This window comes from Sphaerisporangium rufum, assembly GCF_016863395.1.
In the GTDB taxonomy this organism is placed as follows: Bacteria; Actinomycetota; Actinomycetes; order Streptosporangiales; family Streptosporangiaceae; genus Sphaerisporangium; species Sphaerisporangium rufum.
In genome coordinates this window covers 78,555-102,506 of sequence record NZ_BOOU01000071.1, presented here as the reverse complement: position 1 = coordinate 102,506, position 23,952 = coordinate 78,555, and the positions used below count along the sequence as shown (strand labels likewise).

General features: G+C 75.7%; 19 protein-coding genes and 2 tRNA genes. 9 read left to right on the top strand and 12 right to left on the bottom strand.

The genetic code is table 11. The annotated features are described in order from the left end of the window. Both Sru01_RS26570 and Sru01_RS26565 read left to right on the top strand, forming a co-directional pair. A partial coding sequence (locus tag Sru01_RS26570) for a glycoside hydrolase family 3 N-terminal domain-containing protein (protein ID WP_275412213.1) occupies positions 1–865 on the top strand: 865 nt, incomplete at its 5' end. Positions 866–1,003: 138 nt separating this feature from the next. Next, positions 1,004–1,912 (top strand): MurR/RpiR family transcriptional regulator, encoded by a 909-nt coding sequence (locus tag Sru01_RS26565; protein WP_203990957.1) that lies wholly within the window; start codon positions 1,004–1,006, stop codon positions 1,910–1,912. A 32-nt stretch (positions 1,913–1,944) separates the two neighbouring features. Here the strand turns inward: Sru01_RS26565 and Sru01_RS26560 are convergent, their stop codons facing one another. Both Sru01_RS26560 and Sru01_RS26555 read right to left on the bottom strand, forming a co-directional pair. Continuing rightward, on the bottom strand, positions 1,945–2,109 hold the full coding sequence (locus Sru01_RS26560; RefSeq protein ID WP_203990956.1) for a hypothetical protein: 165 nt from the start codon (positions 2,107–2,109) through the stop codon (positions 1,945–1,947). A gap of 168 nt (positions 2,110–2,277) precedes the next feature. Continuing rightward, positions 2,278–3,336, bottom strand: coding sequence for a hypothetical protein (locus Sru01_RS26555; protein WP_203990955.1), 1,059 nt, complete (start codon positions 3,334–3,336; stop codon positions 2,278–2,280). 226 nt (positions 3,337–3,562) lie between these two features. Here Sru01_RS26555 and Sru01_RS26550 point away from each other — a divergent pair, with 226 nt between their 5' ends. After that, complete coding sequence (locus Sru01_RS26550) at positions 3,563–4,255, top strand: CBS domain-containing protein (protein ID WP_203990953.1); 693 nt, start codon at positions 3,563–3,565, stop codon at positions 4,253–4,255. Positions 4,256–4,406: 151 nt separating this feature from the next. On the opposite strand, the gene fdhF is transcribed toward Sru01_RS26550, so the two are convergent. From fdhF to Sru01_RS26530, 4 genes are all read right to left on the bottom strand, one after another. Beyond that, a complete protein-coding gene (fdhF, locus tag Sru01_RS26545; protein ID WP_239137758.1) occupies positions 4,407–7,112 on the bottom strand; it encodes a formate dehydrogenase subunit alpha in 2,706 nt (901 codons plus the stop codon). Positions 7,113–7,266: 154 nt separating this feature from the next. Next, entirely contained in the window at positions 7,267–8,931 is a 1,665-nt protein-coding gene (locus tag Sru01_RS26540; RefSeq protein ID WP_203990951.1) for an NAD(P)H-dependent oxidoreductase subunit E, read from the bottom strand. A gap of 199 nt (positions 8,932–9,130) precedes the next feature. After that, positions 9,131–10,273, bottom strand: coding sequence for a glycoside hydrolase family 12 protein (locus tag Sru01_RS26535; protein ID WP_203990948.1), 1,143 nt, complete (start codon positions 10,271–10,273; stop codon positions 9,131–9,133). A 149-nt stretch (positions 10,274–10,422) separates the two neighbouring features. Next, complete coding sequence (locus tag Sru01_RS26530) at positions 10,423–11,904, bottom strand: SDR family oxidoreductase (protein ID WP_203990945.1); 1,482 nt, start codon at positions 11,902–11,904, stop codon at positions 10,423–10,425. 164 nt (positions 11,905–12,068) lie between these two features. Between Sru01_RS26530 and Sru01_RS26525 the strand changes: the two genes are divergently transcribed. Then, on the top strand, positions 12,069–12,476 hold the full coding sequence (locus Sru01_RS26525) for a nitroreductase family deazaflavin-dependent oxidoreductase (protein ID WP_203990943.1): 408 nt from the start codon (positions 12,069–12,071) through the stop codon (positions 12,474–12,476). A gap of 9 nt (positions 12,477–12,485) precedes the next feature. Here the strand turns inward: Sru01_RS26525 and Sru01_RS26520 are convergent, their stop codons facing one another. Beyond that, positions 12,486–13,256 carry a nucleotidyltransferase domain-containing protein gene (locus tag Sru01_RS26520; RefSeq protein ID WP_203990941.1) on the bottom strand — a complete coding sequence of 257 codons (771 nt, stop codon included), beginning with the start codon at positions 13,254–13,256 and terminating at the stop codon, positions 12,486–12,488. A gap of 134 nt (positions 13,257–13,390) precedes the next feature. Between Sru01_RS26520 and Sru01_RS26515 the strand changes: the two genes are divergently transcribed. Both Sru01_RS26515 and Sru01_RS26510 read left to right on the top strand, forming a co-directional pair. Beyond that, a complete protein-coding gene (locus Sru01_RS26515) occupies positions 13,391–14,119 on the top strand; it encodes a rhomboid family intramembrane serine protease (protein WP_203990939.1) in 729 nt (242 codons plus the stop codon). A gap of 64 nt (positions 14,120–14,183) precedes the next feature. After that, positions 14,184–16,667 (top strand): DEAD/DEAH box helicase, encoded by a 2,484-nt coding sequence (locus tag Sru01_RS26510; protein WP_203990937.1) that lies wholly within the window; start codon positions 14,184–14,186, stop codon positions 16,665–16,667. Positions 16,668–16,680: 13 nt separating this feature from the next. Here the strand turns inward: Sru01_RS26510 and dusB are convergent, their stop codons facing one another. Beyond that, entirely contained in the window at positions 16,681–17,793 is a 1,113-nt protein-coding gene (gene dusB, locus Sru01_RS26505; RefSeq protein ID WP_239137757.1) for a tRNA dihydrouridine synthase DusB, read from the bottom strand. Between the two features lie 165 nt (positions 17,794–17,958). Here dusB and Sru01_RS26500 point away from each other — a divergent pair, with 165 nt between their 5' ends. The 3 genes from Sru01_RS26500 (at position 17,959) to Sru01_RS26490 (ending at position 18,878) form a co-directional block, all read left to right on the top strand. Further along, a complete protein-coding gene (locus Sru01_RS26500) occupies positions 17,959–18,615 on the top strand; it encodes an ACT domain-containing protein (protein ID WP_203990935.1) in 657 nt (218 codons plus the stop codon). A 103-nt stretch (positions 18,616–18,718) separates the two neighbouring features. Continuing rightward, positions 18,719–18,791, top strand: a tRNA-Gly gene (locus Sru01_RS26495). A 12-nt stretch (positions 18,792–18,803) separates the two neighbouring features. Then, a tRNA-Val gene (locus Sru01_RS26490) sits at positions 18,804–18,878 on the top strand. A gap of 191 nt (positions 18,879–19,069) precedes the next feature. Here Sru01_RS26490 and Sru01_RS26485 read toward each other — a convergent pair. From Sru01_RS26485 to Sru01_RS26470, 4 genes are all read right to left on the bottom strand, one after another. After that, positions 19,070–19,267 carry a helix-hairpin-helix domain-containing protein gene (locus Sru01_RS26485; RefSeq protein ID WP_239137756.1) on the bottom strand — a complete coding sequence of 66 codons (198 nt, stop codon included), beginning with the start codon at positions 19,265–19,267 and terminating at the stop codon, positions 19,070–19,072. 8 nt (positions 19,268–19,275) lie between these two features. Beyond that, positions 19,276–19,941: an FAD/NAD(P)-binding protein gene (locus Sru01_RS26480; protein WP_203990933.1), complete on the bottom strand. Its 666-nt coding sequence runs from the start codon at positions 19,939–19,941 to the stop codon at positions 19,276–19,278. 406 nt (positions 19,942–20,347) lie between these two features. Further along, the gene (locus Sru01_RS26475) at positions 20,348–20,854 is read right to left on the bottom strand and encodes a MarR family winged helix-turn-helix transcriptional regulator (protein WP_203990931.1); all 507 of its coding nucleotides are present in this window, start codon (positions 20,852–20,854) and stop codon (positions 20,348–20,350) included. Positions 20,855–20,888: 34 nt separating this feature from the next. Beyond that, entirely contained in the window at positions 20,889–23,951 is a 3,063-nt protein-coding gene (locus Sru01_RS26470; RefSeq protein WP_203990929.1) for an FAD-binding and (Fe-S)-binding domain-containing protein, read from the bottom strand. Position 23,952: the final 1 nt, after the last annotated feature.

The window sequence follows — 23,952 nt, the reverse complement described above, 5'->3', positions numbered from 1 at the left end:
GATCATGTGCGGCCACCTGCTGGTGCCCGCCCTGGACCCCGAACTGCCCGCCTCGCTGAGCCGCCGGGTGCTCACCGGCCTGCTGCGCGAGCGGCTCGGCTTCACCGGTCTGGCCGTCACCGACGCCATCGAGATGGGGGCGGTCGCCGCGATGCTCCCCCAGCCGGAGATCGCGGTGCGGGCACTGGCCGCCGGCGCGGACGCGGTGTGCGTGGGCATCACCTCTCCCGGCGGGGAGAACGTCGCGGCGCTGCGCGCGGCGATCGTCCGGGCGGTGCACGAGGGTGCCCTGGCCGAGGAGCGGCTGGCCGAGGCGACCGGGCGGGTGGACGCGCTGGCGGACTGGCATGCCGCGGCCGCGGGCCGGCGGGCGGCCGCCGCGGCGGCACCGGTCCCGCTGGACCCGGCCCATCGGGTGTCCCGGCTCGGGCTGGCGGCGGCGCGCCGGGCGCTGCGCGTCACCTGCCCCGCGGCACCGCGCCGCCCGGTGATCGCCGAGCCGCCCGTGGTCGTCGAGATGAGCGCCCGGCCGCACCGGGCGATCGAGAGCGGCGCGCCCTTCGGGCCGGGGACGGCGCTGGCGGCCCGGCTGCCCGGTACCCGGCGGGTGGCGCTGCGCCCGGACCGGCCCGCGCCGCCGGGCGCGGCCGAGCTCGCCGGGCGACCGGTGGTGGTGGTCACCCACGACGCGCACCGGCACGCCTGGATGGCGCGGGCGCTGGCCGAGATCGTCCGCGTCCGCCCGGACGCGGTGGTCGTGGAGACCGGGCTGCCCGGCCCGGCGGCGGGGGCGGTGCACCTGGCCACCGGCGGCGACTCGCGGGTCTCCGCGCTGGCCGCCGCCGAGTGGCTCACCGAGCCCTGATCCCGGCGCCGTCCGCCCTGCTGCGCCCGGCCGGACCACCGGCCTCCCCTGCCCGCGCCGGGCGGCCCCTACCAGGGAGAGCGAAGGTCCACCGAGCACCAGGAATGAGTAATCTGTCGGTAACAGATAAGGAATCGCATGACCGACCCCCAACGCCCGACCCCGGAGAACCTGGTCGCCCGGGTGCGGGGCGTCCTCCCCTCCCTCACCCCCTCGGCGCAGATCGTCGCCCGGCTCATCCTCGACGATCCCGCGACGGTGGCCCGCAGCACGATCACCGAGCTGAGCGCCGCCTCCGGCACCAGCGAGGCCACCATCGTGCGCACCGCCCGGGTGCTCGGCTTCTCCGGCTACTCGCAGCTGCGGCTGGCGCTGGCCGCCGCGGCGGCGACCGGCCGGGGCGGCACCGACCGGCTGGTCCCCGGTGACCTGGCGCCGGACGACCCGCTGTCGGATGTGATCGCCAAGGTCACCCGGGCCGAGGCGCAGGCCATCTCCGACACCGCCGCCCAGCTGTCCCCCGAGCAACTGGGCGAGGTGGTCGGCGCGATCACCGGCGCCCGGCGGGTCGACGTCTACGGCGTGGCCGCCTCCGGGCTGGTCGCGATGGACATGGCGCAGAAACTGCTGCGCATCGGCCTGTCGGCGCACGCATTCACCGACGCGCACCTGGCGCTCACCAGCGCGGTGCTGCTGAAGCCGGGTGACGTGGCGGTCGGGGTGAGCTGCACCGGCGAGACCCCCGACGTGCTGGAGCCGATGCGCCAGGCGGGCCTGGCCGGGGCGACCACCGTGGCGATCACCAACAACCCGCGGTCGGCGCTGGCCGAGGTGTGCGGGCACGTGCTGATCTCCGCCGGGCGGGAGACCACGTTCCGGCCGGGCGCGCTGGCCAGCCGGATCAGCCAGCTGCTGATCGTGGACTACGTCTTCGTGGGGGTGGCGCAGCGCACCTCGGAGGTGTCCAACGGCGCGCTGCACGCCACCCGGGCGGCCATCGGCCGGTTCAAGGCCGACTTCCGCCCCCGCGCCCGCCGCCCGTCCTGACCGCACGGCTAGGACGGGCGGCGGGCCGGACCTCACGAGCCGGTGGAGCGGAGGATGCGGCCCAGCGCCATGACGGCGAGCACCACGATCCCGATGATCAGTGCCCACTTGAGCGCGCCGACGACGAAGCCGATCACGCTGCCCAGCAGCAGAAAGGCGACCACGACACCGGCGGCGAGGAGAAGTATGCGTCCCATGCCCCCCACGCTAGGCCGCCGCGGCGCCCGGCGGTACGGGCGCGGCGCGACTTCAGGGTCGAGTCAGGGACGGCCCTGAGCCGGTGCCGGGGTCCGGCGGTCCTGGTTCCGCCCGGGGTTCGGCCGCCAGGTCACCGGCCCGCCGGCGGGCGCCGCCGCGGCGGCGGTTCAGGCCGGGACGGCGAACAGCGCCCGGCGGCCGCGGAACTCGGTGACGCTCCAGATCCGCCCGCCGGCCCAGTGGGTCAGGTCCTCCGGCCCCACCGGGAAGCCGCGCCGTTGGACCGCCTTGCCGGGCCGGGCGACCAGCAGCGCGCCGTTGCGGGACGCCGAGGCGGCCTGGCTGAGGTACCAGGTGCCGTCCAGGCACAGCGCGCCCTGGATTTTGGCGGCCGGCATGGCCAGCGTCTCGGTGGCCGGCGCCTCCCCGCCGGCCCCGGCGAGCAGCGTCCCGCCGGCGGACAGCGGCCAGCGCGCCACCCGCCCGGTGCGGCCCGGGTCGGCGGCCGGGTCGACGTACTCCCCGGACACCAGGCTGTGCGGGGTGGTGGTCCGGTCGATCGACAGGAAGGAGAACCGGGCGTCCCCCGAGGACGTCCAGGCGTCCATCTGGGGCAGCACGTACCGGTAGCCGAAGGCGTGGTGCTTCCCGCCCTGCCGGCCGATCCGGTCGTCATCCCCGTCGACCTCCAGGATGGCGCGCAGGTCGAAGACCCGCAGGCCCCGGGCGGTGTCGGCGACGTACAGCAGGTCGCCGTACCAGGCGATGCCGCCGGCGTGCACGTTGACCGGCCGGTACGATCCCCCGGCCTCGGGGTGGACGAGCAGCACGTGCCGGTACCGGCCGCCGGCCAGGTCGACCAGGGAGATCCGCACGCCGCGCTCGCCGGCCGCGCCGACCGGCTTCCAGTACCAGCTGACCGCGAGCGCCCGCACGTCGGTCCGGCCCGCCTCGGAGCTGCCGGCGACACCCTGGGGGTACCAGTCGGCGGTGTCGTCGTCGCCGGGCTGGAAGCGGTACCAGTCGGCCGGCGGCGGGCTCATGGTGCCGAAGGCGGTGGTCTTGCCCTTGCGGGTGGTCTGCCGGTTGGCCTTGGCCAGCACCTCGGCCAGCGGGCGGGCGGGCAGCTCTCCGGTCAGCGCCGCGGCCGCGGTGGCCAGGTCGCCGGTGCCGTGCCGCAGCCGGAACGGTCCCGGATCGGCCGGGGTCATGCGGGTCGGGCTCACGGCGGCGCCCCCTCGGTCGCTGCTCGGCGGCGGCATCGGCCGGGCCCGCGGCTCGGCCGTCGATCGGCGCCGCCAGTTTTCCGTAAAGCCGACATGTCCGTCTATGTAATGACGATATTCGGCGGGGGCGAACGGCCCGGCGCGGGCGGGCCGTCCGCCCCTTCCGCCGGCCGCCGCGCGGCGCTGCCATGGAGGGTGAGACCGTACGGCGGATAGGGGGCCGGGCATGCACACCAAGGTGCGGGACGTGATGACCAGGGACGTGGTGACGGTCAACGGCGCCACCCCGTTCCGGGACGTGGCCGGCCTGCTGATGGCGCACGGCGTCAGCGCGGTGCCGGTGGTGGACGGCGAGGGCCACGTCGTCGGGGTGGTCTCCGAGGCGGACCTGCTGCGCAAGGAGGAGTTCCGCGAGCAGTACTACGGCGAGGGATACCGGCCGCCCGCCCGGGTGCGGCTGCGCCGCCTGCTGCAGCGGCAGGCCGGCACAGGCGCCGCCAAGGCGCGCGGCGAGACCGCCGCCCAGGTGATGACCGCGCCGGCGATCACCGTCCGCGAGTACTCCAGCGCCGTCAACGCCGCCCGGCTGATGGACGAGCACGGCATCCGCCGGCTGCCGGTGGTCGACGACGACGGCACGCTGGCCGGGATCGTCAGCCGGCACGACCTGATCAAGGTGTTCGTGCGCGAGGACGAGGACATCGCCCGGGAGATCCGCCAGGACATCGTCGAGGGCGCGCTGTGGCCGCAGCCCCCGGAGGTGGAGGTCTCGGTGACCGGTGGCGTGGTCACGCTGGCCGGGCGCACCGGCCGGCAGGCGGACGCTCGGACCATGGTCCGGATGACCGAGCGGGTCAACGGCGTGCTCGGCGTGGTCGACCGGCTGGAATGGCGGGTGACGACCCCGGCCGGCGGCTGACCGCCCCGCCCGGGAACGCCCGGACCGCCGGGAACGGCGGCAACGGCGGCGCCGGGCGGCGCTCGGCCTTCGCATCGCCGCCGGTGGCCCGCGGTGCCCTGCGGGTCGCCGCCGGCTCCGCGGGCCGGCCGATGCCGCCTCACCGCCCGTCTCACCGCCCGGCCCGGCGCACCCGGACCGGGGTGACCTTGTACTCCGGGCAGGAGGTGGCGGTGTCCCCGCGGGTCGCGGTCAGCCGGTTCACCCCGCTGCCGGGGAAATGGAAGGCGCAGAACACCTGGCCGGGCGCCACCTGATCGCCGACCGCGGCCCGCAGCCGGGCCCGGCCGTGCCGGCTCTCCACGGCGACCTCGTCACCGTCGCGCAGGCCGAGCCGGGCGGCGTCGTCGGGATGCACGTCCAGCTGGTCGCGCGGGTCCAGCCGGAGATTCGGGGTGCGGCGGGTCATGGTCCCGGAGTTGTAGTGCGCCCAGCGCCGCCCGGTGATCAGGATCAGCGGGTAGTCGGCGTCCGGCTCCTCGCCCGGCGGCAGGTAGGGCGCGGCGGCCAGGTGCGCCCGCCCGTCGGGGGTGGCGAACCGCTCCCGGTACAGCGACGCCGTACCGGGCCGGTCCGCCGCCGGGGCCGGCCAGCGGACGGCGCCCTCCCGGTCCAGCCGCTCGTGGCTCAGGCCCGCGAACAGCGGGGTGAGGCGGGCGCACTCGGCCAGCGCCTCGGCGGGCGTCCGGCAGCCGAGGTCGGCGCCCAGCGCCGCCGCCAGCGCGTGCACGATCGCGAAGTCGGCGCGGGCCTCGCCGGGCGCCGGCAGCGCGGGCCGCACCCGCTGCACCCGCCGGTCGAAGTTGACGAACGTGCCGTCCTTCTCCGGCCAGGCCGCCGCCGGCAGCACGACGTCCGCCCGGCGCGCGGTCTCCGACAGGAACAGCTCCTGGCAGACCACCAGCGGGCAGGCCGCCAGCGCCGCGACGACCCGGCCGGTCTCCGGGTCGGTCTGGCAGACGTCCTCGCCGATGATCCACAGCACCCGCAGCCGGCCGCCGCGCGCCGCCGCGAACATGTCCGGGATGCGCAGCCCGGGGCGGTCCGGCAGCGGGACGCCCCACACCCGCTCGGCGCGCCCGCGCGCCGCCGGGTCGGTGACCTTGCCGTAGCCGGGCAGCGCGTCCGGCAGCGCGCCCATGTCCGAGGCGCCCTGCACGTTGTTCTGCCCGCGCAGCGCGGTGACGCCGGCGCCGCGCCCGGTGCCCACCGCGCCGCGCAGGATCGCCAGGTTGGCCAGCGCGCGCACCCCGTCGGTGCCGTGCAGATGCTCGGTGACGCCCAGCCCGTAGACGATGGCCGGCCGGCGGGCCCGGCCGTAGTGGCGGGCCGCGGCCACCAGGTCCGCGGCCGGAACCCCGGTGATCTCCTGCACGGCCCGCGGCGGGTACCCGGCCAGCAGCTCCCGCAGTTCGGCCAGGCCGGTGGTCCGGTCGCGCAGGAAGTCCTCGTCGGCCAGCCCTTCGGCCAGGATCACGTGGGCGAGCCCGTGGAACAGCGCCACGTTGGTGCCCGGCCGGGGCCGCAGGTGCACGTCGGCGTACCGGGCCAGCCCCACCGCCCGCGGGTCGGCCACCACCAGCCGCGCGCCGCGCAGCGCCGCGGCCAGCAGCCGCGCGCCGGCCACCGGATGCGCCTCGGCAGGGTTGGCCCCCACCACCAGCAGGCAGTCGGCCCGCTCGACGTCCTCGAACGCGTCGGTGCCGCCGGCCAGCCCGAACGACGCGGTCAGCCCGGCCGCCGACGGCGAGTGGCACAGCCGCGAGCAGTTGTCGACGTTGTTGGTGCCGATCACCACCCGCATGAACTTCTGCACCAGGTAGTTCTCCTCGTTGGTGGCCCGGGCGGAGGAGATCGCCGCCACGGTGTCCGGCCCGGCGGCCGCGACCGCCTCGCGCATCGCGCGGGCCACGTGGCCGATCGCCTCGTCCCAGCCCACCGGCTCCAGCCGGCCGCCGCGGCGCAGCAGCGGCCGGGTGAGCCGGTCCGGCGCCCGCAGGAACCCATAGGCGAACCGGCCCTTGACGCAGGCGTGCCCGGAGTTGACCGGGCCGTCCCGGGCGGGCAGCACCGCCGCCACCTCCCCGCCGGTGACCCGGACCTGAAGGGTGCAGCCCACGCCGCAGTAGCCGCAGGTCGTCCGGGTGACGGTGCCGGCGGCGGCGGAACCGGGCGGCGCGCCGGGCTCCCACAGCGCCCCGGTCGGGCAGGTGTCCACGCAGCCGCCGCAGGCCACGCAGTCGGAGTCCACCCAGGCCCCGCCGGTGCCCGGCGCGACCACGGTGCGCGCGCCGCGGCCGGTCAGCGTCAGCGCGAAGGTGCCCTGCACGTCGGCGCACATGCGCACGCACCGGCCGCAGGCGATGCACAGGTCCGGGTCCAGCCGCACGTAGGGATGGCTGTCGTCGCGCGGCGCGCCGCCGGCCCCCCGGGCCGCCGCCGGGCCGATGTCCAGCGACCGGCAGGTCCGGGCCAGCTCCCGATCGCCGGACAGCGCGCGCGGCGGCAGCGGCGTCACGATGGTGACCACCGCGTCCCGGCGCAGCTGGCGCAGGTCGGCGGCGGCCACCTCCACGGGGGCGTCGCCGGCCGGCGTCACGCAGGCCGCCACCAGCCGCCCGCCGGCCCGGACCAGGCAGGTCCGGCAGGATCCCGCGGCGGCGAGCCGGTCGTCATGGCACAGCGCGGGGACGTCGGCGCCGGCGGCGCGCACCGCGTCCAGCACGGTGGCCCCGGCCGCCACCTCGACCGCCACCCCGTCGACCGTGACCCGCCGCCGGCCCTCCCCCGGCCCGGCCGGACCCCCGCCGTCCATCATCCGGCCATCCCCCATCTCACCCGTCCCGCCGGGCGCCCGTTCGTCCGCCCGTCGCCGTTCCCGACCGCCCGTTCCGCTCGTCGCCCGTTCCGCCCCACCTGTCCGCCCGTCCCGGCTCCCGCCCGGCGCCCGTTCGCGCCGGTTCCGCCGGCCCTCAGCCGTCCCCGCCCTGCCAGCCGGCCAGCCGGTCGCCGTACGCGCGGGCCAGCGAGCGGACGGCGGCCGGGACCCGGCGGCCGAACGCGCACAGCCCGCCGGCGGCCATCACCCGCAGCAGCCGGCCGTACTCGGCGCCGGCCGCGACCGGATCACCCGCCTGGACCAGCTCCCTCCCGCGGTGGGAGCCGACCCGGCACGGCGAGCACGCCCCGCAGCTCTCGGCGTCGGCGAACTCCCACAGGTGGCGCAGCACCGCCTCCGGGTCGGCGTCGTGGCCGAACGCCACCAGGCCGGCGTGGCCGAGGGCGGCGCCGCGCGCGGACAGCGCCGCCTCGGTGAGCGGCACGTCCAGGGCGTGCCCGGGCAGGAACCCGCCGAGCGGCCCGCCCACCTGCAGCACGGCGATCCCGCCGCCGCGCGGCCCGCCGCCGGGACCGGTGACGATGTCCAGCACCGAGGTGCCGAGCTCCACCTCGTAGCACCCCGGGCGGGCGAACCCCGCGGACAGGCAGACCAGCTTGGTCCCGGTCTCGCCGGGGGTGCCGCGCGCGGCGTACGCGGCGCCGCCGCGCCGGACGATCCACGGGACGGCGGCCAGGGTCTCCACGTTGTTGACCACGGTCGGGGCGTCCCACAGCCCCCGCTCCGCCGGGTACGGCGGCCGGGGGGCGGCCACGCCGCGGCGGCCCTCCAGCCCGGCGATGAGCGCGGTCTCCTCCCCCGCGACGTAGGACCCGGCGCCCTCGACGACCGCCACCTCCACCCCGGCCGGGCCGCCCAGGTGCCCGGCGGCGCGGGCCGCCGCGACGGCGGCCCGCATGCGGGCCAGCGCCCGCGGATACTCCGAGCGGACCAGCACCACGCCGTGCCGGGCGCCGCAGGCGTACGCCGCCAGGGCCAGGCCTTCCAGGACGCGGGCCGGGTCCTCCTCCATCAGCAGCCGGTCGGCGAAGGACCCGGGGTCGCCCTCGTCGCCGTTGGCCACCACGACGGTGCCGGGACGCCCGCCGGCCGCGGCCCACTTGGCGGCGACCGGGTACCCCGCGCCGCCGCGGCCGCGCAGCCCGCTCGCGGCCACCTGCCGGTGCACCTCCTCGGGGGTGCGCTCGCCCCGGACCGCCGGCCACGCCTGCCAGGGGGCGGCGCCGCCGGCCAGGCCGGCCAGCACGACCGGGTCGCCGGTGGTGTCCGCCATCGGGATCTCCGGCGCCGGGCGCGGCGGCCCGGCGAGCCGGCCGGCCAGATCCGCGCCGGTGAGCGGGGTCTCGCCGTCCAGACAGGCCGGTGCGGCGTAGCAGTAGCCCAGGCAGCGGACCACCTGCAGCGACACCGCGCCGCCCGGCGCCACCGCGCCGGCCGCGACGCCGAGGGCCGCCTCGACCTCGGCGAGGTGCCGGCCGCCGGTGGCGGCGAAGCAGGCGGTGCCTGCGCACACCCGGACGTGCCGCCGGCCGCGCGGTGCGGCCAGGTCGGCGTAGTAGGTGGCCGGGCCGAGCCCGGCGGCGGCGGGCAGGCCGAACCCGCGCGCCACCCCGGGCGCCCGGTCCGGTGGCCCGCCCGGCGCGGCCCGGCCGGCCGCCGCCAGCGCGGCGATCAGCCGCGGGCCGGCCCGGCCCCGCCGCGCGGCGAGCGCGCGCAGCGCGTCGAACCGCTGGTCCATTCCCTCATCATCACCGGCCACCACCCCGCCGACCGGCCACGACGCGCCCGGCCGGTCAGCCGGACGGAACCGCCGGACCGGCCCGGGCGAGCACTCCCTCGGTGGCGAGCGGGCCGGGCGGAGGCGCGACGGGCCACGGTCGCCGCGCGACGACGGGCCGGGCCGGCGGCCCGGCCCGTCGCGGCGTGTCAGGCGAGCGTCAGCCGAGCGAGCAGGCGGTGCCGTTCAGGGTGAACGAGCCAGGGTTGTTGTTCGTCGAGCCGAACGTGCCCTGGAAGCCGAACGACGCGGTGCCGCCGGGCGGTATCGACCCGTTGTGGTCGACGTTCCGCGCGGTCACCGCCGAGCCGTTCTGGCTGACGGTGGCGTTCCAGGCGTTGGTGATCCGCTGGTCGTTGGGGAAGGAGAAGCCCAGCGTCCAGCCGTTGATCGAGCCGGATCCGGTGTTGGTGATGGCCAGGTCGGCGGTGAAGCCACCGCTCCACTGGCTCTTGGTGTACTTCACCCGGCAGGCCGACGACCCGCCCGGGTTGCCGGGGTTGCTCGGGCTCGGGCTGGGGCCCGGGTTACCGCCGCCGCCGACGTTGTAGGAGAAGTTGTCCACCGCCAGGCCGGCGCCGCCCACCCACGGCTCGAACCCGGCCTGCACGCTGGTGATGTACCAGGAGTTCTGCGCGTACCCGCGGTTCACCATGTCGGAGTAGAAGGTGCCGACGTTGAAGCTGATCGAGTTGGTCGCCGAGGTGCGCACGTAGGAGACGACGTTCCAGCCGACGTTGCCGAACCACACGTCCCAGGTGCCGCCGGCCAGGTTGACCGTGGCGACCCGGGAGCCGATCGGCTGGATCGAGCCGACCCGGTTCAGCCAGATCATCAGCTCGGCGCCGGTGTTCTGCCCGTCGGTGCGCGGCGTCGGGTCGAACCAGATGTCATAGGCCGCGTCGTAGACGCCCGACGAGGGGTAGGACATGCTCACGCTGGTCTGGATGGAGGAGAACCTGCTGTCGCTCACCCGCATGGGCAGGCTGCTGCCGCTGGTGCAGGTGGCGTAGTGGCACCCGGCGTAGATGGCCGGGTAGGAGGCCGGCGCGCCGTTGGTGGCCTTGTTGTGCCCGGCCTGGGTGACCCGGAAGCCGGTGGAGGTCACGTTGATGCACTGCTGGGCGTCCGAGCCCCAGACATTGTTGATCACGTGGTACTTGCCGCCGGCGATGCTCACGCCACCGTACTTCTCGCAGATCGTGGTGTCCGCGCCCGCCGTGCCGGTGACCACCACCGACAGCAGGATCGAGCCGATGACGGCGAGGAGTGCCGTCAGCGCTCGCGATGCCCGACGTTTCATCTCGACTCCGGGGGGATGATTGATGGGAGCGCTCCCATCGACTGCGGCCGACCATAGGACGGCCGGGCGGCGCCGCCCAGCGACCGCCGGCGCGCGGCCGACGGCCGGTGCGGTGACCAGCGCGTCAGCCCGCCCACCTGCTGAAATTTTCAGCTCGGCCCGGCACCGGCCCGCCGCGCCCGCGCCCGGGCGGCCGCGGTGACGTTGCGCGGCATCCGCCCGAAGATCAGCCCGTGGAACGGGTAGACACCCCACCAATACAGGTGACCGAACAGGCCACGCGGATGGAAGATCGCCCGTTGGCCGTACACCGCGCGGCCGTCCCGCTCCCGGCAGGTGAGCTCCAGCCAGGCCAGCCCGGGCAGCCGCATCTCGGCGCGCAGCCGCAGCAGCCGGCCCGGCTCGATCTCCTCCACCCGCCAGAAGTCCACCGCGTCGCCCACCCGGAGCCTGCTCGGGTCCCGCCGGCCCCGGCGCAGCCCCACCCCGCCGACGGCCCGGTCGAACAGGCCGCGCAGCCGCCAGGCGAACGGCAGGGAGTACCAGCCCGCCTCCCCGCCGATCGCCTCGATGACCCGCCAGAGCGCCTCGGGCGGCGCGTCCGCCACCGCGGTGCGCTGGTCGACGTACAGGCTGCCGCCGGCCCAGTCCGGGTCGGTGGGCAGCGGGTCACTGGGCGCGCCCGGGGTCGAGGCCGACGACCAGCGGGTCGCCACGTCCGCCTCCTTGATCTTCTGCAGCGCGAGCCGCACCGCTTCGCGGAAGCCGACCAGCCCGCCGGGCGGATCGGCGATGTACCGGGCGATGTCGTGCTCGCGGCAGACCGCCTCGTTGCGCAGCGACTCCACCAGCGGCCGGGCCACTCCGGCCGGCACCGGGGTGACCAGGCCGACCCAGTGGCTGGACAGGCCCGGGGTGAGCAGCGGGACCTGGATGATCAGCCGCGGCGGCAGCCCGGCCACCGCGGCGTAGCCCTGCATCATCTGGGCGTAGGTGAGCACGTCCGGCCCGCCGATGTCGAAGGCCCGGTTCACCTCCCCGGGGATGGCCGCCGCCTCGACCAGGTAGCGCAGCACGTCCCTGATCGCGATCGGCTGGGTGCGGGTGCGCACCCAGCGCGGCGTGGTCATCACCGGCAGCCGCTCGGTCAGGTGGCGCAGCATCTCGAACGAGACCGACCCCGAACCGATGATCACCGAGGCGCGGAACGCGATCGTCGGGACCGCGCCGTCCAGCAGGATCCGCTCCACCTCCGCCCGGGAGCGCATGTGCGGCGAGGGCCGCTCCTTCGGGGCCAGGCCGCCGAGGTAGACGACGCGCCGTACCCCGGCCCGCTCGGCGGCGGCGGCGAAGGTGGCCGCGGCGACCCGGTCGCGTTCGGTGAAGTCGTGGCCGGACCCCATGGTGTGGATCAGGTAGTAGGCGACCTCGACGTCCCGCAGCGCCTCCCCCGTCTCCTCGGCCCGGGTGGCGTCCGCCTCGGCGACCTCCACCTCGCCGGCCCAGGTCTGGTCGCGCAGCCGGCCGGGCGAGCGGGCCATGCACCGCACCTGGTGGCCCGCCTTCAGCAGCTCGGGCACCAGCCTGCCTCCGATGTACCCCGTGGCCCCGGTCACCAGGCACCGCGCCATGCCATCACCCCCGCCGCTCCTTTCGTACCCCGCGCCCGGCCGGTTGCGCCGATCGGCCACCCATCCGCCGGTGCCTGGCCCGGGCCGGGCCGTGACATGCCGGAAAGCTGGGATCATGACCCGTGACCTGGGTAGGGCTTGGGCCAACGGGAGTGAGGAGCGTCATGCTGTACGGAAAAGAGCATGTGGACAGGTACCGGGCCACCGATGGCGCGGAGGGGCACGACTGGAACAACACCACCGTCCTGCTGCTGACCACCACCGGACGGCGGAGCGGCCAGAAGCGCACCACCCCGCTGATCTACCAGCGGCACGGCGACGACCACGTCGTGGTCGCGTCCAAGGGCGGCGACCCGGCCCACCCGGAGTGGTACCTGAACCTGGAGGCCGACCCGGAGGTGGAGGTGCAGGTCAAGGCGGACCGGTTCCGGGCCAGGGCCCGCACCGCGACCCCGCAGGAGAAGCCGGAGCTGTGGCGGCTGATGGCCGCCACCTGGCCGCAGTACGACGAGTACCAGACCAAGACCGACCGGGAGATCCCGGTGGTCGTGCTGGAACGCCTGGCGGACTGACCCGCCGGGTCAGCCGGCCCCGCACACGCCCGCCGCGGCCGCGGCGCGGGCGAGGAACGCGCCCGCCTCCTCGATCGCCTGGACCGGCCGGCCGGGCGCCGTGGCCAGGATCTCGTCCACCCGGCGCAGGCCGGCCCGGTCCAGCAGGGTCTTGTCGTTGGTGGCCCAGACCCCGCGCGCGGCCAGCACCGCGTGCGCGGTCTGGCAGGCGGCCGTGGCGATCGACCCGGCGGTCTCGGCCAGCCGGCCCGCCCGGGCGTGGGCCGCGGCGTAGTCCAGGGTGGCCCGAGCGTCGCCCCACCAGCGGGGCGGCGCCGCCGCGCGCAGCGCGGGCGGGTAGTCCGGCCGGGGCAGCTCGCCGGCGACCGCCCGCCCGAGGGCCAGCTCGGCCACCACGATGTAGGTCGGAATGCCCGCCAGGTGGAACATCAGCCGCTCGACACCGAACCGGCCGGCCCGCGCCTCGGCCAGATGATGCTCGACCTCGTCCAGGTCGCGATAGTGCACGTCGACGGCCCGGCCGGCCACCTGTAGCCAGGCGCCGCCGTTGAACACCCCGCCGCCCCAGCCGCCGATCTCCGACACCTCGCCCGGCCAGCCGAGCGCGCGCAGGTCGCCGGGCCGGAACGCGCCCCGGTAGTAGACGGCGAAGTCCCAGTCGCTGTCCGGCCGGTGGGCGCCGGACGCCCGCGAGCCGCCGAGGGTGACGGCATGCACGCCGGGCAGGGCGGCCAGCGTCCGGGTCACGTGGTCCAGCAGATCGGCGTCGCTCATGGTCATCCGGACACTCTACGAGCGCCGGGACGGTGGCCGGTCCGCGCGGGATTTGGGAGGATACCCGGGCGAGCGTCGCGGGCCTCTCCCCCGGCGCGGCGGGCGGCGCGGAGGGCGGCGCGGCAGGCGAGGGGGCAGCGGTGAGCGGACGGACGGCCGAGATCATGGTCGCGGAGGCCCGGAAGGCCTTCTGGGTGATGGTGGGGTTCCTGGCGCTGATCTGGACGGTCCAGCTGGTCAACGCGGTCTCCGGCTATGCCCTCAGCCAGTCCTTCGGCATCGTGCCGCGCGAGCCGTCCCGGCTGCCGGCGATCGTCACCTCCCCCTTCCTGCACTGGGACTGGGCGCACATCGAGGGCAACTCCGGGCCGCTGTTCGTCTTCGGCTTCCTGGCCGCCTACCGCGGGGTGTCGAGGTTCCTCGGGGTCACCGCGCTGATCGCCGTGGTGAGCGGCCTCGGCATCTGGTTCGTGTCCGGCCCGGGCAGCGTCACCGCGGGGGCGAGCGGGGTGGTGTTCGGCTACTTCGGCTACATCCTGGTGCGCGGCCTGTTCGACCGGCACGCCATCGACATCGTGGTCGGCCTGGTCATGGCCCTGTGCTTCGCCTACCAGTTCACCGGGCTGCTGCCCTCCGACGCGTTCAGCTGGCAGGGTCACCTGGCCGGGTTCGTCGGCGGCATCCTGGGCGGCTGGCTGTTCCGCGACCGCCGCGCCGCCGGCCGCCCGGACCGGGTCGCCCCGCACACCCCGCCCGCCGTGCCGGGCATGCCCGCGGTCCGGCCGCCGCACCCGGGAACGGCCGCGCCGGCGAGCGCCGACCCCTCCCGCGCCGCGCTGTACCGGGAACTGGACGATCTCGGCCTGTGATCCCCGGCGATCCGGCGGGTGGATGATGGCCCGACCACGTCCGGTCCTTCGGCAGTATTGAGGGGTGAGCCTCCTCCAGCACCTTCCCGCCCAGACCGACCCGGACGCGCTGTTCGAGGCGTTCGCCGAGTGGAACGCCGGGCGCGGGCTGACGCTCTACCCGGCGCAGGAGGAGGCGCTGATCGAGGTCGTCTCCGGCAACAACGTCATCCTCGCCACGCCGACCGGGTCGGGCAAGAGCCTGGTGGCCGCGGGCGCGCACTTCGCCGCGCTGGCCGCCGGCGAGCGCACCTTCTACACCGCGCCCATCAAGGCGCTGGTGTCGGAGAAGTTCTTCGACCTGTGCGCCGTCTTCGGCACCGACAACGTCGGCATGATGACCGGCGACGCCGCGGTGAACCCGTCGGCGCCGATCATCTGCTGCACCGCGGAGATCCTCGCCAACATCGCGCTGCGCGACGGCACCCGGGCCGACGTCGGGCAGGTCGTGATGGACGAGTTCCACTTCTACGCCGAGCCGGACCGCGGGTGGGCGTGGCAGGTGCCACTGCTGGAGCTGCCGCAGGCGCAGTTCCTGCTGATGTCGGCCACCCTGGGGGACGTCGCCCGGTTCGAGACCGACCTGACCCGGCGCACCGGGCGGCAGACCGCGGTGGTGCGCTCGGCCACCCGCCCCGTCCCGCTCTACTACAGCTACCGGGCCACCCCGCTGCACGAGACGCTGGAGGAGTTGCTGGCCACCCAGCAGGCCCCGGTCTACGTCGTGCACTTCACCCAGGCCGCCGCGATGGAACGCGCGCAGGCCCTGATGAGCGTCAACATGTCCACCAAGGCGGAGAAGGAGGCCATCGCCGCGCTCATCGGGAGCTTCCGGTTCACCACCCGGTTCGGCCGGGCGCTGTCGCGGCTGGTGCGGCACGGCATCGGCGTGCACCACGCCGGCATGCTGCCCAAGTACCGCCGGCTGGTCGAGCGGCTGGCCCAGGCCGGGCTGCTGAAGGTGATCTGCGGCACCGACACGCTCGGCGTCGGGGTCAACGTGCCGATCCGCACCGTGCTGTTCACCGCGCTCAGCAAGTACGACGGCAACCGGGTCCGGCTGCTGCGCGCCCGCGAGTTCCACCAGATCGCCGGCCGGGCCGGCCGGGCCGGGTTCGACACCCTCGGCTACGTCGTCTGCCAGGCCCCCGACCACGTGGTGGAGAACGAGAAGGCGCTGGCCAAGGCGGGCGACGACCCGAAGAAGCGCCGCAAGGTGGTGCGCAAGAAGGCCCCCGACGGCTTCGTCGGCTGGAGCGAGGAGACGTTCGAGCGGCTGCAGAAGGCCGAACCCGAGCCGCTGGCCTCCCGCTTCAAGGTCAGCAACGCCATGCTGCTCGCCGTGATCAACCGGCCGGGCGACTGCTTCGCCGCGATGAAACACCTGCTCACCGACAACCATGAGGAGCGCAAGGCGCAGCGCCGGCACATCAGCCACGCCATCGCCATCTACCGCTCGCTGCTGGCCGGCGGCGTGGTGGAGACGCTGCGCGAGCCGGACGAGCAGGGCCGGATGGCCCGGCTGACCGTGGATCTGCAGGAGGACTTCGCGCTCAACCAGGCGCTGTCCACCTTCGCGCTCGCCGCGTTCGAGCTGCTGGACACCGGGTCGCCGGCCTACCCGCTGGACGTGGTGTCCATCGTGGAGTCGACGCTGGACGACCCCCGGCAGATCCTGCACGCCCAGCTCAACAAGGCGCGCGGCGAGGCGGTGGCCCAGATGAAGGCCGACGGCGTCGAGTACGAGGAGCGGATGGAGCTGCTCACCGACGTCACCTACCCGATGCCGCTGGCCGACCTGCTGTTCGGCGCCTACGAGACCTACCGGCGCGGCCACCCGTGGGTGGGCGACTACGCGGTCAGCCCCAAGACCGTGGTGCGCGACATGTACGAGCGGGCGATGACCTTCACCGAGTACGTCCAGTTCTACGAGCTGGCCAGGTCGGAGGGCACCGTGCTGCGCTACCTGGCCGACGCCTACCGCACCCTCAGCCGCACCGTGCCCGACCACCTGAAGACCGAGGAGCTGCAGGATCTCATCGAGTGGCTCGGCGAGCTGGTCCGCCAGGTCGACTCCAGCCTGCTGGACGAGTGGGAGCAGCTGCAGAACCCCACCGGCGAGATCGAGCGGCCCGGCCTGGAGGAGAACACCCGCCCGGTCACCGGCAACCGCCGCGCCTTCCGCGTCCTGGTGCGCAACGCCATGTTCCGCATGGTGGAGCTGGCCGCGCTGGAGCGGTACGAGGAGCTGCGCGAGCTGGCCGACGTGGACTGGGAGGACGCGCTGGAGGAGTACTTCGCCGAACACGACGAGATCGGCACCGGCCCGGACGCCCGCGGGCCCTCGCTGCTGCTCATCGAGGAGGAGAAGGAGCTGTGGCGGGTCCGGCAGGTCTTCGACGACCCGGCCGGCGACCACGACTGGGGCATCACCGCCCAGGTCGACCTGGCCGCCTCCGACGAGGAGGGCCGCGCCGTCGTGCACGTCGTCTCCGTCGACCGCCTTTGACGCGCGCGGCCGATCAGCCGCCGGAGGTGGCGAGCTCGGCGTCGGCGGGGACGGCCGCGTCCCGCGGATCGTCCAGCCAGCCGTCGGGCAGCAGGACGCGCTCGCGCGCGGTGGACTTGCCGCGCGGCCCGTCGGCGGCCTCCCCCGGCCAGGGCAGGCCGGCCGGCAGCGCGGCCAGGCGTTCGCGCAGCCCGGCCAGCGTGGTGGCGGTGGCCAGCTCGCGGCGCGTCTCGGCGCCCAGCGGGAAGCCCTTGAGGTACCAGCCGACGTGCTTGCGGAAGTCCAGCACCCCGTGGGTCTCGCTGCCGAAGCACTCCACCAGCAGCCCGGCGTGCCGGGCCATGGTGGCGGCCACCTCGCCGAGCGCCGGGCGGGCCCGCTCGGCCGAGCCGCGGAAGGCGTGGTCCAGGTCGCGGAACAGCCACGGGCGGCCCAGGCAGCCGCGGCCGACCACGACGCCGTCGCAGCCGGTGCGGGCCATCATCCGCAGCGCGTCCTCGGCGGTCCAGATGTCGCCGTTGCCGAGCACCGGGATCTCCGGGACGGCGTCCTTCAGCCGGGCGATGGCGTCCCAGTCGGCGGTGCCGCCGTAGTGCTGCACCGCGGTGCGGCCGTGCAGCGCGACCGCGCTCAGCCCCTCCTCGGCGGCGATGCGCCCGGCGTCCAGGTAGGTCAGGTGGTCGTCGTCGATGCCCTTGCGCATCTTCATGGTGACCGGCAGCGCGCCGGCGCCGGCCACCGCGGCTCGCACGATGCGCCGCAGCAGGTCGCGCTTGTAGGGCAGCGCCGAGCCGCCGCCCCGGCGGGTGACCTTGGGCACCGGGCAGCCGAAGTTCAGGTCGATGTGGTCGGCCAGGCCCTCGCCCGCGACGATCTCGGCGGCCCGGCCCACCACGCCGGGGTCGACGCCGTACAGCTGCACGCTGCGCGGCCGCTCGGCCGGCCCGAAGCGGATCATCGCCATCGTCTTGGCGTTCCGCTCGACCAGCGCCCGGGTGGTGATCATCTCCGAGACGTACAGGCCGCCGCCCTGCTCGCGGCAGAGCGTGCGGAAGGGGGCGTTGGTGATGCCGGCCATCGGCGCCAGCACCACCGGCGGCCACACCTCGATCGGGCCTATCTTCACCCGCCCTTTCTACCCGAACTCCAGAGCCGCCGGACCGGCGCCCTGGCTTGGGCCCGAGGGTGCGGATCTCGGTGGCCGCGGCCGCCGGCGGGGCGGTCGGGGGGCGGCAGTGGGGTGGCCGGTAGATTTGGAGCAGGTGCACCACCCGGACGCCGGAGGTTCCGCATGCTTTTGAGACTGCGCATCTCGCTGCCGGACCGCCCGGGTTCCTTGGGGCAGGTCACCCGGGTCCTCGGGGTCGCCGGCGCCGACATCATCCAGCTCGTCGTGCTGGAGCGCGGCGAGGGGCGGGCGGTGGACGACCTGACGGTGTTCTGGCCGGACGCGGCGCCGCGCGGCACGCTGACCGAGGCGCTGGAAAGCGTCGACGGGGTGACCGTCGAGGGGGTGTGGGGCACCCGCGAGGCACCGGGCACCTACCCGGAGCTGGAGATCCTCAAGTACATCACCACGGCCGGCGACCGGGCGCTCGCCACCCTGATCGATTCGGTGCCGGTGCTGTTCAGCGCCGACTGGGCGTCGGCGGCGACCGAGACCATGCCGCGCACCGTGGTGCATTCCAGCTGGCGCGCCCCGGACGAGGTGCCGTTCCCGCCGATCACGCCGCCGCGGCCGGAGGCGCACACGCTGCCGTCCGGGCTGCACGTCATCGTCGCGCCGCTGCCGCCGCTGGCGCTGGCGTTCATGCTGGCCCGGGTGGAGGGCCCGCCGTTCCACCGCATCGAGGTGCACCGGCTCACCCGGATCCTGGAGATCTTCCTGACCCTGCCGGCGGTCGAGCGCAGCGTGGCCCGCACCTTCCGCGGATCCCCCGCCCGCTGACCGGCCTGCCCGGCGCCCGGCCCGCGAACCGGTTAGGCACCGGGCGGAAAACCCGCTAGAGTTCCGTGTCGTCGCCGCGGACGGGAAACCGGCCCGGTGGCACGCGGACGTGGCTCAGCTGGTAGAGCATCACCTTGCCAAGGTGAGGGTCGCGGGTTCGAATCCCGTCGTCCGCTCGGTTTCATCGAGGGCGATTAGCTCAGTGGGAGAGCGCTACCTTGACACGGTAGAGGCCACTGGTTCAATCCCAGTATCGCCCACCAGAACGACGCGATCCGCGTGCATTGCCGATCCGTGGCCCCACGCCACTCGGGGTGGCCTCTCCCTCCTCTCACCGCGCGGAGTCGGCGTGACTCCGTGACTCCTACCGTCCGGCCTCCGGCCGGCATGAACCCATGGCCTCTGCCGCGGGACCCGCCACCTAGAGCGATCGCCGTGCGACGAGCGGGCCCCATCAGGGGCCGAGGCTCAGGTCGTGTTGTTGGAGCGCGCTCTGGATGATCTCCAGTGCTTTGGGGCCCATGCCGTGCAGCCGGGCCAGTTCGGCGCGCGGGACCCCGGCCAGGTCGCGCAGGGTCGGGTAACCGGCGTCGCGCAGGGCCCGGGTCGCCGGTGCGCCGATCTTCGGCAGCGCGTCGAGAGGAGAGCTCACAATCCTCATCATCGCGCATCCGTCCCCGGGCTCACCGCGGGATCGCGGCGCCCGCCGCCACCGGACGGCGAACCTGAGCGCGCGGCGCGGTGCGGCACGCCGCGGTGGGAGCCGGCGTACAGCCGCGGCTCCGCGCCGCTCGGCAGGTAGACGAGCTCGCCGGCCCGGTCGCGGGTGAAACGCCCGCCGCGGCCGGTGGTGAGGCGGCCGACGAGGTCGACGAAGGCGAGCCCGGCGCCGCGGACGATCACCGGTTCCGCCGAGGGGATGCGGCCGGCCCGGGCGGCGGCGCGGTGCCCGTCGGCCAGGTGGGTGAGGCCGTGCGCCGCGGCGAAGGCGGCGTCGTCCCAGGTCTGCGCGGTGTTCCCGGTGTTCCCGGTGTTCCCGGTGTTCCCGGTGTTCCCGGTGTTCCCGGTGTTCCCGGTGTTCCCGGTGTTCCCGGCGCCTTGGCCGTTCCCAGTGTCCCAGGGGCCCGCGCCGGCCCGGCCGGGCGCCAGCACGACGGCGCCGACGTCCAGGCGGCGCCCGTCCGCCAGGGTCAGCCGCTGGCCGGCCGGCAGATCGGTGAGGTCGGCGGCCTCGATCCGGTGCACGTGCACCCGGCCGGCCGGCCCGCCCGGCTCCCCGGCGGGTTCGCCGGGATGGCAGGGGTCGATCAGGTGCACGTGCAGCATGCCGCCGGCCGGGCCGGCCGGCCAGCCCGGAACCGGCCGGGCCGCCGCCGATCACGGCGACGGTCGCTTCGATGGGCGGCTGGCGGCGGCTCATGACGTTCTCCAACGGTCGGGTGGTGGGCGGGACGTGACCGGCCCGGCGGACGGGCGGCGGCTCGCGGCGGGAGTGATCGGCGACCCCGATCAATGAAACCGATATTAACGGTAGGTATTACCGGATGCAGCGTCAACGTGCCGGGAGGGCACCGGGTGACGATCGCCGGTGACGTCCCGGTGGGTGTGGACGGCCGGCCGAGCGTCGCGCTCGCCGGGGACGCCTCGGCCTACTCCCCGGTCGCCGCCGCGGCCTGACGGCCGCCCGGCGCGACCGCGGCCCCGGGGCAGGTGCCCGCCTGCGGGGCCGCGGTCATCCGGCCTCCCCGGCGCCAGGCGATGGCGCCGGGGGGTCCGTGGCCCGCGCGGCGGCGGTGAACTCGGCCAGCGTCCGGGCCAGCGCCTCGGCGCTGGCCGCCGGCAGCCGGGACAGGACCTCGGCGATGTGCCGGCGCCGTCCGGCGCGCAGCCGCTCCAGAGAGAGCAGCCCGAGCGGGGTGACCTCGATGCTGACCTCGCGGCGGCTGCGCGGCGACAGCGCCCGGGTGAGCAGCCCGGCGCCGTCCAGCCGGGACACCACTCGCCCGGCGGCCGAGACCGATCCGCCCAGGTGCGCGGCGAGCGCGCTCAGGTTCAGCGGGCCGTGCCGCTCGACCGCGAGCAGCGTGCGCAGCTGGGTGACCGACAGGTCGCCGTGCTCCACCACGGCGTCCAGCGTCAGCTCCACCAGGACGAGCGACGCCTCCTCCACACGCCACGCGGTGTCGCGCGGGTCCCCGTCCTCCGCCGCCACGGCGTGCCCGTTCTCGCCGGTCCGCACCGGCCCTCCTTCCGTGTGGCCGCCGGCCGGCCGGTCACCGGCGTCCCGGCGGATCGGCCGGCCGGGCGGGCACCGCGCCGAGGGCCCGCGCCGGGGCCGACCGCCGCCGGATCAGCCGCTCGGGACGGGCGCCGAACGCCACCGCGCCGTCCGCGGCCGCCTCCGGCGTGCCGCGCCCGGCGGCGGCCAGCAGCTCGGCCAGGTGCACCGCCTGCCGGCCGGTGCCGGCGTGCTCGATCTGGGTGCGGCAGCTGAAGCCGTCCGCGAGCACGATCGTATCGTCGGCGGCGTCCCGGATCGCGGGCAGCAGCTCGTGCTCGGCGCAGGCCATGGACACCTCCAGGTGCCCGGCGGTGAACCCGAAGTCGCCGGCCAGGCCGCAGCAGCCGCCGACCACCCGTGCCGGCCCGACGCCCATCCGCTCCAGCAGGGCCCGGTCGGCGTCGAAGCCGAGGACCGCGTGCTGGTGGCAGTGCGGCTGCACCAGCGCGGTGCCGGCGACCCGCGGCGGCCGCCAGCCCTCGGCCGCGCCGAGCAGCTCGGCCAGGGTGCGGGTCTGCTCGCCGAGCCGCCGCACGTCCTGGTCCTCGGGGAACAGCTCGCCGGCGTCGTGGCGCAGCACGGCGGTGCAGCTGGGCTCCAGCCCGACGATCGGCGTGCCGCTCCGCAGCAGCGGGGCCAGCGTGCGCACCGTGCGGCGCAGCACCCGGCGGGCGACGCCGAGCTGCCCGGTGGACAGCCAGGTGAGCCCGCAGCACAGCGTACGCGGCGGCACCACCACCCGGTGACCGGCCGACTCCAGCACCTCCACGGCCGCCCGGCCCACCTCCGGGTGGAAGTTCTCGGTGAAGGTGTCCGGCCACAGCAGCACCGGGCCGCGCTCGCCGCCGCCGCGCGGGCCGCGGCGCCGGTACCAGGTGGTGAACCGGGTGCGCGCGAAGTACGGCAGCGGGCGGGCGGGCTCGACGCCGCCGAGCCGCTTCACGGCCCGCCCGAGGCCGGGCGCGTGGGCGAGCGCGTTGGCCAGGCCGGACACCGGGGCGGCCAGCCGGGCCAGCAGCGGCAGCCAGCCCATCGAGTAGTGCGCCGCCGGGCGCGGGCGGCCCGCGTAGTGGTGGGCGAGGAACTCGGCCTTGTAGGTGGCCATGTCCACCCCCATCGGGCAGTCGCTGTGGCAGCCCTTGCAGGACAGGCACAGGTCCAGCGCGTCCCGGACGGCGGTGGACCGCCACCCGTCGCGCACCGGGGAGTCGGCGTGGCCGTCGAGCATCTCGAACAGCAGCCGGGCCCGGCCCCGGGTGGAGTGCTCCTCCTCGCCGGTGGCGCGGTAGGAGGGGCACATGACGCCGTCCTGGTGGCCACGGCACTTGCCGACGCCGACGCAGCGCATGACGGCGCGCTGGAAGCTGCCCTGGTCGGCGGGGTAGCCGAAGTGGACGTCCGGGTCGGCCGGCGTCCAGCCGCTGCCCAGCCGCAAATTCTCGTCCACCCGGTACGGCGCCACCACCTTGCCGGGGTTCATTCGGTCGCCGGGATCGAAGACCGCCTTCACCTGCTGGAAGGCGCGCACCACCTCGGGGCCGAACATCCTCGGCAGCAGCTCGCCGCGCGCCTGACCGTCGCCGTGCTCCCCCGACAGCGAGCCGCCGTAGGAGACCACCAGGTCGGCGGCGCGGCCGAGGAAGGCGCGGAACGCGGCCACCCCGTCCGCGGTGACCAGGTCGAACGGGATGCGGGTGTGCACGCAGCCCTGGCCGAAGTGCCCGTACAGCGCGGCGCCGTCGTAGCCGGATTCGGCCAGCAGCCGCCGCAGGTCGCGCAGGTAGTCGCCGAGCCGGTCCGGGGGCACCGCCGAGTCCTCGAAGCCCTCCCAGGTCTCCGGCATGCCGGGGACCCGGGCGGTGGCGCCGAGTCCGGATTCGCGCAGCTCCCACAGTTCCTTCTCGGCCTTCTCCCGATCGAAGAAGGCGACGTGCGGCCGGTGCTCGGTACCGGCCAGCTCGTCCAGCAGCCGCTGGGCGCGCGCGTCGGCCTCCCGCCGGGAGTCGCCGGTGAACGACACCATCAGCCAGCCGCCGCCCTCGGGCAGCTCGCCCAGCGCCGCCGGGTGCATGCCCTTGCGCCGCTCGTAGCCGACCAGCCGGTCGTCGACGCCCTCGAGTTGCAGCGGGTGGTGCGCGGCGACCCGGGGCACCGCGTCGGCGGCGGCGCAGATGTCGTGGTAGCCGAGCACGACCAGGGCCTCGGCGGCGGGCACCGGGACCAGGCTCAGCTCGGCGCGCAGCACGGTGACGAGCGTGCCCTCCGAGCCGACCAGCGCCCGGGCCAGGTCGAACGGGCCACCGGGCAGCAGCGCGTCCAGGTTGTAGCCCGACACCCGGCGCGGGATCGCGGGGTAGCGCTCCCGGATCTGACCGGCGTGCCGGGCGGCGATCTCGCGGAGCTCGCGGTGGATCTCCGCCGGCCGCCCGCCGGCGGCCAGCACCGCGGCGTACTCCTCCTCGGAGGTGGGGCCGGCCCACATCCGGGTGCCGTCGTAGGCGAGGATCTCCAGCCGGCGCACGTTGTCGGCGGTCTTGCCGAAAGCCTGCGCGGTGGAGCCGCAGGAGTTGTTGCCGATCATCCCGCCCAGGGTGCACTGGGCGTGCGTGGACGGGCGCGGCCCGAACATCAGGCCGGTGGGCGCCAGCCGGCGGTTCAGCTCGTCCAGCACGATGCCCGGCTCCACCACGCAGGTCCGGGCGCCGGCGTCGACCGAGACCAGCCGGTGGCAGTACTTGGACCAGTCGATGACCACGGCGGTGTTGCAGGTCTGCCCGGCCAGGCTGGTGCCGCCGCCGCGCGAGGTGATCGGCGCCCGGTGGGCGCGGCACACCTCGACCGCCGCGACCGCCGCCTCGATCGTGCGGGGCACCACCACGCCGATCGGCACCTGCCGGTAGTTGGATCCGTCGGTGGCATAGGCGCCCCGGGTGCCCGGATCGAACCGCACCTCCCCGTCCACCCGGGCGGCCAGGTCCCGTTCCAGATCGCGGACCCGGATGTACGGCTCGCCGGGACGGGTGCGCACCGGCGGCGGCAGGAGGTGTCCGGCCATG